This is a genomic window from Actinokineospora inagensis DSM 44258 (genome assembly GCF_000482865.1).
GTDB lineage: Bacteria > Actinomycetota > Actinomycetes > Mycobacteriales > Pseudonocardiaceae > Actinokineospora > Actinokineospora inagensis.
In genome coordinates this window covers 1-10778 of the sequence record NZ_AXWW01000096.1, presented here as the reverse complement: position 1 = coordinate 10778, position 10778 = coordinate 1, and the positions used below count along the sequence as shown (strand labels likewise).

The 10778-nt window shown below is 70.0% G+C and carries 8 protein-coding genes and 2 tRNA genes; 5 read left to right on the top strand and 5 right to left on the bottom strand.

Annotated features, from left to right (window positions below; genetic code table 11):
• Positions 1–93 precede the first annotated feature (93 nt).
• A tRNA-Met gene (locus H504_RS0125750) sits at positions 94–170 on the top strand.
• A 268-nt stretch (positions 171–438) separates the two neighbouring features.
• Here H504_RS0125750 and H504_RS0125745 read toward each other — a convergent pair.
• Positions 439–512 (bottom strand) — tRNA-Met (locus tag H504_RS0125745).
• 157 nt (positions 513–669) lie between these two features.
• Entirely contained in the window at positions 670–3663 is a 2994-nt protein-coding gene (locus H504_RS0125740) for a UPF0182 family protein (RefSeq protein ID WP_026425129.1), read from the bottom strand.
• 164 nt (positions 3664–3827) lie between these two features.
• Here H504_RS0125740 and H504_RS0125735 point away from each other — a divergent pair, with 164 nt between their 5' ends.
• On the top strand, positions 3828–4358 hold the full coding sequence (locus tag H504_RS0125735) for a PPA1309 family protein (RefSeq protein WP_026425128.1): 531 nt from the start codon (positions 3828–3830) through the stop codon (positions 4356–4358).
• A gap of 9 nt (positions 4359–4367) precedes the next feature.
• Here the strand turns inward: H504_RS0125735 and H504_RS0125730 are convergent, their stop codons facing one another.
• Positions 4368–5471 (bottom strand): YlbL family protein, encoded by a 1104-nt coding sequence (locus H504_RS0125730; RefSeq protein WP_026425127.1) that lies wholly within the window; start codon positions 5469–5471, stop codon positions 4368–4370.
• A 79-nt stretch (positions 5472–5550) separates the two neighbouring features.
• Between H504_RS0125730 and H504_RS0125725 the strand changes: the two genes are divergently transcribed.
• Positions 5551–6846 (top strand): zinc-dependent metalloprotease, encoded by a 1296-nt coding sequence (locus H504_RS0125725; RefSeq protein ID WP_026425126.1) that lies wholly within the window; start codon positions 5551–5553, stop codon positions 6844–6846.
• Positions 6847–6873: 27 nt separating this feature from the next.
• Here the strand turns inward: H504_RS0125725 and H504_RS0125720 are convergent, their stop codons facing one another.
• A complete protein-coding gene (locus H504_RS0125720) occupies positions 6874–7404 on the bottom strand; it encodes a M48 family metallopeptidase (RefSeq protein WP_026425125.1) in 531 nt (176 codons plus the stop codon).
• Between the two features lie 109 nt (positions 7405–7513).
• On the opposite strand from H504_RS0125720, the gene H504_RS37005 reads away from it, so the two are divergent.
• Positions 7514–8593 (top strand): ThiF family adenylyltransferase, encoded by a 1080-nt coding sequence (locus H504_RS37005; RefSeq protein WP_051386270.1) that lies wholly within the window; start codon positions 7514–7516, stop codon positions 8591–8593.
• A 186-nt stretch (positions 8594–8779) separates the two neighbouring features.
• Positions 8780–10081, top strand: coding sequence for an ABC1 kinase family protein (locus H504_RS0125710; protein WP_084468219.1), 1302 nt, complete (start codon positions 8780–8782; stop codon positions 10079–10081).
• A gap of 366 nt (positions 10082–10447) precedes the next feature.
• Here H504_RS0125710 and H504_RS0125705 read toward each other — a convergent pair.
• On the bottom strand, positions 10448–10778 hold a 331-nt coding region (locus H504_RS0125705; RefSeq protein ID WP_026424841.1), incomplete at its 5' end, for an IS30 family transposase.

Sequence of the window (10778 nt, the reverse complement as noted above, 5' to 3'; positions counted from 1 at the left end):
CCCTCCCCCCGAGAGCGATCCCACCCACCCATCCCACTTACCCACCCCCCGGTGAAACCCGCCATCCCGAGGTGTGTACAGTTCCAACTACAACGCGGGGTGGAGCAGCTCGGTAGCTCGCTGGGCTCATAACCCAGAGGTCGCAGGTTCAAATCCTGTCCCCGCTACCACAAGGGCCCAGTAGTTCACTTCCTGAACTACTGGGCCCTTTCTTTTTCCACCCCCACCCCCACCCACCCTCAACGCGACCACCGAAGGTCAAGCGATCCCCGCCGAGTCCGGCGCCCACCCACAGCCCCCCCGGACCGCTCCGGACGCTCCGCAAGCTCCACGCCCTACGCACCCCCCGCACCGTGGGGGTCTGGGGGGTCGCCCCCCAGTGCACACGCGAAAATGCCCCATATCCACGCTTTCCGTGGATATGGGGCACCGGCATTGTAGCGGGGACAGGATTTGAACCTGCGACCTCTGGGTTATGAGCCCAGCGAGCTACCGAGCTGCTCCACCCCGCGTTGGTAGTTAGAACCTTACACGGGGGTGTTCTTCAGGTGCAAACCAGGGGGGTGGCTGGTGAGTGGGCTCACGTTGATCGGGAATTCCGGCTTGGAAATGCGGCAGGCCCGCGACCGCGGGTGCGGTGGCGGGCCTGCCGGGTTGGTCCCGGGTGGATCAGCCGCCGGGGGCGGGGGTGGGTGAGGGTGAGGCGCCCGGGGAGGACGGGGACGACGTGGTGCCGCCGGGCTTGGCCTTGGCCGTGTCGTAGGCCTTGGTGGCGGCGTCCAGTTCGGCCAGGGCCTTGCCCTGTTCGGTGAAGTCGCCGTCGCGTTGGGCTTGGCGCAGGTGCGCGATGGCCGCGTTCAGGGCCTGCACCGCCTGGTCGAGTTGGCTGCCGCCGGTGCCGGGGGTCTGGGTCGGTGTGGTGGTGGACGTCGACGGTGGCGGTGATGTGCTCGTCGTCGGTGGGTTCGTCTCGTTGGGTTTGGTGGCCGTGTCGCCGGTGCCCTTGCCGAACACCTCGTCGAGCGCCTCGTCGATGGTGGGCGCGAACCCGACCTTGCTGCCGAACGACACGAGCACCCTGGCCAACTGCGGGAACGCGTTGGCGTCCTTGCGCTGGATGTAGATCGGTTCGACGAACAGCAGACCACCCGCGACCGGCAGCGTCAGCAGGTTGCCGAACCTCGGCGCCACGCTGGGGTTGTTGAACAGGGTTCTGTTCTCGGCGACTTCCGGGGTGGTCTGGAACCGGTTCTGCACCTGCCCCGGTCCCTCCACTTGGGCTGTGCCGGTGGTGGGCAGTCTGAGCACCTTGATCTGGCCGTAGTCCTGCGGGTCGGACGACACGGACACCCAGGACGCGAGGAACTGCCGGTTGAGCGAGTTCAGCGCGCTGGTGATCTGGAACGTGGCCTGCGTCTGCCCTGGGGACTGGGCGAGCACGTAGTACGGCGGTTGTTTGGCGCCGTCGGTGCCCGCGTTGGACGCGCCGTCCTCGGTCGGGTCGGCGGGGACGGTCCAGAAGGTCTTCTGCGAGAAGAACTCGGCCGCGTCGGACACGTGGTAGCGGGAGAGCAGTTCGCGCTGGACCTTGAACAGGTCTTCCGGGTAGCGGAAGTGCGCGCGCAGTTCCGGCGAGATGTCCGACGACGGGTGCACGGTGCCCGGGAACACGCCCTCCCATGCCTTGAGGACCGGGTCCTTGTCGTCGATGGAGTAGAGGGTCACCGTGCCGTCGTAGGCGTCGACGGTGGCCTTCACCGAGTTGCGGATGTAGCTGATGGTCTTGTTGTCCTGGCGGACCACGCCGTCGAGCGAGTCGGTGGTGGCCTCACCGAGCTCGGTGCGCTGGGCGTACGGGTAGTTCTCCAGGGTGGTGTAGCCGTCGATGATCCAGACGATCCGGTTGTTCACCACGGCCGGGTACTGGTCGCCGTCGAGGGTCAGCCAGGGCGCGACCATGCTCACCCGGTCCCGCGGGTTCCGGTTGTACATGATCTTGGCGCCGTCGCCGATCTGCGACGAGAACAGGATGTTGCGCTCGGTGTAGTGCGCGGCGAAGACCAACTTGTTGAACAGGTTGTCGATCGGCACGCCGCCCGCGCCCCGGTAGGCCTCCGTGCTGCTGGACGTGTCGTACTCCAGCGGCCTGCCGTTGTCCTGGCCGCCGACGATGGCGTAGTCGGTGGACAGCTCGCCGTAGTAGATGCGCGGCTGGTCCACCTTGATCGGGCCGTCGTTGGTCAGGTCGCTGACCTTGAACACCGGGTAGCCGCCCTGGTCGCTGGAGGAGTCCTGCAGCGCCGAGTTGATCGTGTTGGCCGGGGCGGCGACGAACCCGTTGCCGTGCGTGAAGACCATGTGCCGGTTGATCCAGCCGCCCTGGGTCTCGGTGAGCCCGGTGGTCTTGATCTCGCGCGCGGCGACGATGTAGTCCTGGGTCTTGCCGTCGATGGTGTACCGGTCGACGTCGAGCTTCTCCGGGAAGCCGTAGAAGTTCTCCCGGCCCTCGCGCTGGGTGAACGTCGGCGCCAGGATGTTCGGGTCGAGCAGCCGCACGTTGGAGATCGTGTTGACGCTGCTCTGCTCGGAGCGGATCTTGGCGGGCGACGCGTCGGTGGTGCCCGCGTAGTCCTGGGTGCTCACCTTGTCCGCCCCGAGGCCGAACGCGGTGCGGGTGGCGTCGATGTTGCGCTGGATGGACAGCGACTCCTTGGCGTTCTCGTTGGGCCGCACCGAGAACTGCTGGATGACCGCCGGCCACGCCGCGCCGACCAGGATGCCGGAGAGGATCAGCAGCGCGGTCGCGATCGCGGGCAACTGCAGGTTGCGCAGGAAGGCGCCCGCGAAGAACGCCACCGCGCAGAACGCGGCGATGAACATCAGGATGAGCTTGGCGGGCAGCACCGCGTTGAGGTCGGTGTAGTTCGCGCCGCTGAACAGGTCGTGCTTGTTGAACAGCAGCTCGTAACGCTCGAAGAAGTAGTCGACCGCGTAGACCAACACGAACGCGCCCGCGGTGATGGACAACTGCATCCGCGCGGGCGCGGCGAGCTGGCCGCCCTTGCCTGCCAGCCGGATCCCGCCGAACAGGTAGTGGGTGATCAGCGCGCCGAAGAAGGCGACCGCGACGGTGACGAACAGCCAGTTGATCAACCAACTGATGAACGGGAGGGTGAAGGCGTAGAAGCCGATGTCGATGCCGAACTGCGGGTCGGTGACGCCGAAGTCGGTGCCGTGGAACAGCAGTTGCACCTGCTGCCAGTCCGACTGGGCGGTGGAGCCCGCGATGACGCCCATCACCACCGGCAGGCCGATGCCGAACAGCCGCACCCGCTGCACGACCGCCGACCGGTAGCGGGCCAGTGGATCGTCCGCGCTGGACACCGGCACGAACACCGGCCGGGAGCGGTAGGCCACCCACAGGCTCACCGCGAGCACCCCGCCGACCAGCGCGCCGACCGCGAAGAACAGCGCGACCCTGGTCCACAGCACGGTGGTGAACACCGAGCGGAACCGGACCTCCCCGTACCAGAGCCAGTTGACGTAGGTGCTCAGCAGCCGGGAGCCGACCAGCAGCAGCAGGATGAGGGCGGCCGCCACCACGAGCAGTATCCGGCTGCGGCGGGACAGCTTCGGCAGGCCTATCGGGGGCCGAGTGGCCACTGGGCACGCTCCATCAGTCGCGGGCTTTTCTACGATCACCACGGGCGCGCCTGAGCCGCCCCTGACTGTCCAACTGTATTAGGGGTGGTTCGGGTTCCCGAGCGGGTGTCCGAAATGCGTGGATAACCGGGCGCGTTGTGGACAACCCGGGGCGCGGTGCGACCATGGTCGCCGTGAGCACCGAAGCCGGACCCGCCCCCGACCTGCCGACCACCGCCCGCGAGGTCGAGGAGTTCGTCGCCGCGGGCGGCTGGGACCAGCCCCCGCAACTGTTCGCCCTCGTGCCGACCGACCACCTGCTGCGCGAGCAGCCCGACCTCGCCGACCGGGTCGACCCGGCGGCGGCGCTCACCCCGATCGCCCAGGACGCGCTGCCCGACGGCGACCTCGGCGCGGCGTTGGGCGTGATCATGTGGCCGGACGCGGTCGCGGGCTGCGCGCTGGCGCAGGAGATCGTGATGCTGCCGCCCGAGGCGGAGGCGGAGCTGCCCGCGGACGAGGACGCCGCGGGCGAGTTCGCCGCGAGCCACCCGTTGGCGCGAGAGGCCCGGTTGGTCGCCGCGGTGCTGCGAGACGGCGGCGTGGCCTGCGTGCTCCGGCTGCGCGCGGGCGCGGACGGGGTGGACGAGATCGTCGAACACCCCGGTCTCGCCGGGAACCTCAGCACCGCGCTGCTGGACACGTTCCGCGCCTGAGCTGAACCGTTAGCAGCCCGCGACGTCCTTGCCCGCCTTGATGTCCAGCAGGGCGTGCACGGCGGTGTCCAGGGTGGACACCTTGACCAGCCGCAGGCCGTCCGGGGCGGCGTCCTTGGCCTCGGCGCAGTTGCCGTCGGGCACCAGGAAGGTGGTCACCCCGGCCTCCTTGGCGGCGACCATCTTGAACTGGATGCCGCCGATGCGGCCGACGTTGCCCGCCGCGTCGATCTCGCCGGTGCCCGCGATGGTGGCGCCGTTGGCCAGGTCGTCGCCGCTGAGCCGGTCCACGATGGCCAGCGCGAACATCAGGCCCGCCGAGGGGCCGCCGACGTTCTGCAGCCGGATCGTGGTCTTGAAGTTCACGTCCGGGCGCTCGGCGGCGCCGAGGCCGATGAAGCCCTCCGGGCGGTCGTCCTGGCCGAAGTCGGTGGCCTTCGCCAGCGTCACCGACGCGGTCTGCTCCTGGCCGTCACGCTTGTAGGTGAGCGGGATCGTCTCCCCCGGCGTGGTGCCCGCCAGCGCCCCGCGCACGTCGGCCGCCGCCGACACCTTCCGGTCGTTGACCGAGATGAGCTGGTCGCCGGGTTTGAGCACCTTGTCCGCGGGCGAGCCGGAGGTGATCTGCTGCGCGATGACCTTCATCGGGTACTTCAGGAAGGACAGCGCGGCGATCTCGGCGTTGCTCTGCGAGTCCTGGAACATCTTGGTGTTCTGCTGCTCGATGTCCTGCTCGGTCTGCCCCGGCTGGAAGTAGTCCTCCCGCGGCGCCAGCGCGTAGCGGCCGCTGACCCACAGCCCGAGGGCGCCGAACAGGGTGATCTCGTCGTTGACCGACACCGTCGTCATCCGCAACTGCCCGGACACCGGCTTGCTCGGCGCGCCGTCGATGCTGACGACCGGCACGTCGTTGACCGAACCGAGGGTGTCGTAGGTGGGGCCGGGGCCGAGCGAGACATAAGGGATGGGCACCAGCAGACCGACCAGCAGCAGCGCGACCGTCACCACGAAGCTGACGACGATGGTCCAACCGCGCCGCGACAGCGTCAACGGTCCGACCGACCGGTGCGGCACGGGGGGCTGGGGAGCGGCTGACTCTGTTGCGGTGCTCACGAAGCCACAGGGTACGTGCGTTCGCGGAGGGCGGATCACCGGACGCCACCCGGGTGGCGGTGCCGCGTACCGTGGAGCCATGAGCGAGTTCCCGTTCGGCTTCAGCGTGCCGGACCCCGACGACCGAGACAAGAGCGGCAAGCCCGGCGGCGGTCAGGAGAACCCGTTCGACCAGCTCGGCCAGATGCTCAGCCAACTGGGCGCGATGATGAGCCAGGCGGGCACGTCGACCGGGCCGGTCAACTACGACCTGGCCAAGCAGATCGCCGTGCAGCGCCTCGGTGGGCAGATCGGCTTCACCGCGCCCGCCGAGGCCACCAAGGCGGTCACCGACGCGGTGCACCTCGCCGAAATGTGGCTCGACCCGGTCACCACGCTGCCCGCCGGCGCCACCAGCACCCGCGCCTGGACCGCCCGCGACTGGGTGGAGCACACCCTGCCCACCTGGCAGCGGCTGTGCGACCCGGTCGCCAAGCGGATGGCGGGCGCCTGGGTGGAGGCGATGCCCGCGGAGGCCAAGGAGCAGGCCGGTCCGCTGCTGGCGATGGTCGGCCAGATGGGCGGCATGGCGTTCGGCTCGCAACTGGGCAACGCGCTCGCCCAACTCGGCGCCGAGGTGCTGACCGTGTCCGACATCGGCCTGCCGCTCGGCCCGCCGGCCACCGCCGCCCTGCTGCCCGCCAACATCGAGGTGTTCACCGAGGGCCTGGAGCGGCCCGCCAGCGAGGTCATGGTGTTCCTGGCCGCCCGCGAGGCCGCCCACCAGCGGCTCTACGCGCACGTCCCGTGGCTGCGGCAGCGGCTGCTCGGCGCGGTCGAGGAGTTCGCGGGCGGCATCAAGGTCGACATGTCGGCGCTGGAGCAGCTCGCCACCCAGGTGGACCCGGCCAACCCGGAGAGCATCGAGCAGGCGATGAAGTCGGGCATGCTCGAACCGAAGACGACCCCGGAGCAGCAGGCGGCGCTGACCCGGCTGGAGACGCTGTTGGCGCTGGTCGAGGGCTGGGTGGACCAGGTCGTCGCGGACGCCGTCGCCGACCGGCTGCCCGGATCGGACGCGCTGCGCGAGACGCTGCGCCGCCGCCGCGCCTCCGGTGGGCCCGCGGAGCAGACCTTCGCCACCCTGGTCGGCCTGGAACTGCGGCCCCGTCGGCTGCGCGCCGCGGCGACGCTGTGGAACCTGGTCACCGACCAGCACGGCGTCGAGGCGCGCGACGCCCTGTGGGCGCACCCGGACCTGATGCCCACCGCCGAGGACCTCGACGAGCCGCTGGACTTCAGCGAGCGCCTCAAGTCGGGCGCCCTGGAGGACGACCCGATCGCGCAGTTGGAGCGCGCCGAAGAGGCCGAGGGCCCGGACGACGCCAAGAGCTGAGCCGGTGGCACGGAGCCGGTGCCACCCTCACTCGGCCGTGGAAATCCCCCACCCCGCCGCGGCGGAAAGACCCTCCAGGTAACCGACCGCGCGCTCGGTCCTCGGGTAGGCGTGCACGAGCTCCCAGAAGTCGGCGCCGTGGCCGGGGACGAGCAGGTGGGCGAGCTCGTGCACCAGGACGTAGTCCAGCACCCAGGCCGGGACCTCGCGCAGCCGCTCGCTGACCCGGATGGTGCGGTCGACCGGGGTGCACGACGCCCACCGGGTGCGCATCGGCGGCACCCAGCGGACCGCCCGCGGCTGGCACCGGCCGGCGAAGTAGCTGTCCGACAGCTCCCCGCAGCGCTGCAGCAGGGCGTCGTCGGAGGTGCGGGCGGGTGAGCGCCTGCGGGTCTCGTTGCGCAGCAGCCTGCGCTGCATCTCCTGCACCCAGTGGGCCTCCTCCTTCTTGGAGAGCCGGGCCGGGATGAGGACGATCACGGTGTCGCCTTCGCGGTACGCCGTGACGGTGCGGGTTCTGCGCTTGCTCCGGCGCACCTCGACGCTGGGTTCGACCACGGCACAACCGTAAGGGGAGACACCGACAACGCGGGAGGACCGGGCGGGTGTGACTCTCACCTGTGGACAACTTCCTCCGCCATTCGGCGCAGTCGGGCACCCTGTTGCCATGACTGAAAAGCAACGCGAACAAACCCTGCCCGAACGACCCCGGCTGCGGCCCGGCCTCGCCGTGGTCCGCCGCCGCGCGGGCGAGCTGCAGGTCGGCCTCGACCCGCGGCGGGCGTTGGTGATCAGCGACCTGCCGGAGCCGGTGGTCCGGGCCGCCGCGGCGCTCACCGGCGGCCGGACGGCGGACGAGGTGATCGCCGGGGTCGGCCCGCCACACCAACCGGTGATGCGGGACCTGCTGGGTGACCTGGTCGGCCATGGCCTGGTGGAAGACGCGGGCGCCCCGACCGGCGACGTCCCGCCGCGGTTGGCGGCCGACGACACCCTGGCGGTGCTGCGCGAGGGCCCCGCGCCACCGGCCGAGCGGGGCAACCGCGGCGTGCGGGTCGTCGGCGACGGCAGGCTCGCGGTTGCCCTGGCCCGGCTGCTGGCCGCCGCCGGGGTCGGGCGCGTGCACGTGACCGCCTCGGGCGCGGTGACCGCGGCGGACGTGGGCACCGGGTACCGCGCGGAGGACATCGGGCGCCCCCGGCAGGAAGCCGCGCACGACGCCGTCCTGCGGTCCGAGGCCACGGTCGGGGTCCGCCGGTTCACCAGCCGCAGACCCGACCTGCTCGTGCTCGCCGACACCCTGGTGCCCGACCCGGCGTGGCTCGGCGACCTCGACACGGACGGCCAGACGCACCTCGCGGTCCGCGCCAGGGACGGGGTCGGGATCGTCGGCCCGCTGGTCGTCCCCGGCCTGAGCAGTTGCCTGCGCTGCGCCGACCACCACCGGGCCGAGCTCGACCCGTGCTGGCCGCTGGTCGCCGCCCAGATCGTCCGCCGGGCGCAGCCGGTCGACCTGGCCACCGCGCACGCCACCGCCGGTCTCGCCGCCGCCCAGGTGCTGCACTGCCTGGCCTGGCTCGCCGAACCCGCCGCCGCGCCGCCGCGCACCTGGAACGCCACGATCGAGCTGGACCCGGTCACCGCCACGGTCGAGCACCGCAGGTGGGAACCGCACCCGGCCTGCGCCTGCTCGGCGGCCACCCACCCGTCGTACCGCCACCTGTTCCCGCGCAAGCGGCGGCCCTGACCAGGAAGGAGGACCCGACCACAACTGAATCCGTCCTGTGTGGTCACCGGCTGTTCGCGTCGACCGGTGTCGGCCAAACGTTGTCAAGTGCCGTCCGGCGGCGCGGATGCCCAGGTCACCGCGGCGTGGGCGGGCGAACACCTGCGCTTTCGGCCGAGGACAAGGGACAATCGGCTGGTGACCGAGATGCCACGCAAGACCGTCGCGCGCACCGCGCGCCTGGCCAGTCTCCCGCTGGGCGTGGCGGGCCGCGCGGTCGGCGGCTGGGGGAGGCGACTGGCCGGGCAGAGCGCCGACGAGGTCAGCGCCGAGCTGACCGCGCGCACCGCCGAGCAACTGTTCGCCGTGCTGGGCCAGCTCAAGGGCGGCGCGATGAAGTTCGGCCAGGCGCTGTCGGTGTTCGAGGCCGCCATCCCGGACGAGCTCGCCGCCCCGTACCGGGAGGCGCTGACCAAGCTGCAGGCCGCCGCCCCGCCGATGAGCGCCCAGGTCATGCACCGCGTGCTGGCCCAGCAGCTCGGCCGCGGCTGGCGGTCCCGCTTCGCCGACTTCGACGACACCCCGGCCGCCGCCGCCAGCATCGGCCAGGTCCACCGGGCCACCTGGCACGACGGCCGGGAGGTCGCGGTCAAGGTCCAGTACCCGGGGGCCGACGAGGCCCTGCTGTCCGACCTGCGCCAGCTCCAGCGGTTCAGCAGGCTGTTCCAGCCGTTCGCGCCGGGCATGGAGATCAAGCCGCTGTTGCGCGAGCTGACCGACCGGATGGTCGAGGAACTCGACTACCGGGCGGAGGCGGACAACCAGCGGGCGTTCGCGAAGGCGTTCACGGGCGACCCGTTGGTGCTCGTGCCCCGGGTGATCGCCAGCGCGCCGAAGGTCACCATCACGGAGTGGGTGGACGGGCGGCCGTTGGCGTCGATCATCCGCGAGGGTGCGCGGGGTGAGCGCGACACGGCGGGGAGGCTGCTGTCGGAGTTCCACTTCTCGTCGCCCGCGCGGGTCGGGCTGCTGCACTCCGACCCGCATCCGGGGAACTTCATGCTGACACCGGACGATCGGCTGTGCGTGATCGATTTCGGCGCGGTGGCGCGGTTGCCGGAAGGACTGCCGAGGCCGTTGGGGGCGATGATCCGGCTGTCGTTGGAAGACCGGCCCACTGAGCTGATGGAACTCATGCGGGACGAAGGATTCATCCGCGACGGGATGCGGCTGGATCCGGAGCATGTATTGGCTTACCTGGCGCCATTCGCGGAACCGGCGGCTACGGGGACATTCCATTTTACGCGCAAGTGGATGCAGCGACAGGCGGAGCGGATTGGGGATCTACGGGGACAGGACTTCAAGACGGGGCGGTCGTTGAACTTGCCGCCGCAGTACCTGTTGATTCATCGGGTCACCACGGGGGCGACGGGGATTCTGTGCCAGTTGGATGCGGAGTTCTCGATGCGGGAGATTATTTCTCGGTGGCAGCCGGGGTTTGCCGAGTAGGGTTCGCTGCTGTGCATCTGGGGATCTGTGTTTGAGGGGCTCCGTGTTTGAGGGCTCTGCGTTAGATTGATCTTGAGTGGGTGGTCTTGAGTGGATGATCTTGTCGGGGGGTCTGTCCAGGCTGTGCATTTGGGGGCTCAAGTTCGGGTTGATCATGGTTCTCGGTCGGCGAGCGGATCTTGTCGGTGGGGTCGTTTAGGCTGTGTATTCGGGGGCTTTTCGGCTGTTTGATCTTGGTGTGAGGGGGCACTGGGCCTCGCCGCGCTCGGGTTTCGGCCTGGTCGCCTTCGGCGACGCCGGCCTCGGGCGCCAGATTTTTCGGGCTGTGCCCGCTGGGGTGAAGTTGTTTTGTTTGGGGCCTTGGTCTCAAGTGATCGGTGCGCCACCGTGTTTGACCAGTAGTTCGTTGAGTTTCTCGACGGGTTTGTGCCAGTCGAGGGTCTGGCGGGGTCGGCCGTTGAGTTCGCGGGCGACGGCGTCGAGGTGTGCTTGGGAGTGGACCGAGAGGTCTGTTCCTTTGGGGAAGTACTGACGCAGGAGCCTGTTGGTGTTCTCGTTCGTCCCGCGCTGCCAGGGTGAGTGCGGGTCACAGAAGTACACGGGCATCCCGGTCGCCATGGTGAACGTGGCGTGGTCGGCCATCTCACTGCCCTGATCCCAGGTGATCGATTTCCGAAGAAACTCCGGGAGGGACTTC

What these genes read in the sequence shown, in the direction of transcription:
- H504_RS0125710 (WP_084468219.1), top strand. Translation starts at nt 8,780, where the DNA reads ATGCCACGCAAGACCGTCGCGCGCACCGCGCGCCTGGCCAGTCTCCCG.
- H504_RS0125725 (WP_026425126.1), top strand. Translation starts at nt 5,551, where the DNA reads ATGAGCGAGTTCCCGTTCGGCTTCAGCGTGCCGGACCCCGACGACCGA.
- H504_RS37005 (WP_051386270.1), top strand. Translation starts at nt 7,514, where the DNA reads ATGACTGAAAAGCAACGCGAACAAACCCTGCCCGAACGACCCCGGCTG.
- H504_RS0125735 (WP_026425128.1), top strand. Translation starts at nt 3,828, where the DNA reads ATGGTCGCCGTGAGCACCGAAGCCGGACCCGCCCCCGACCTGCCGACC.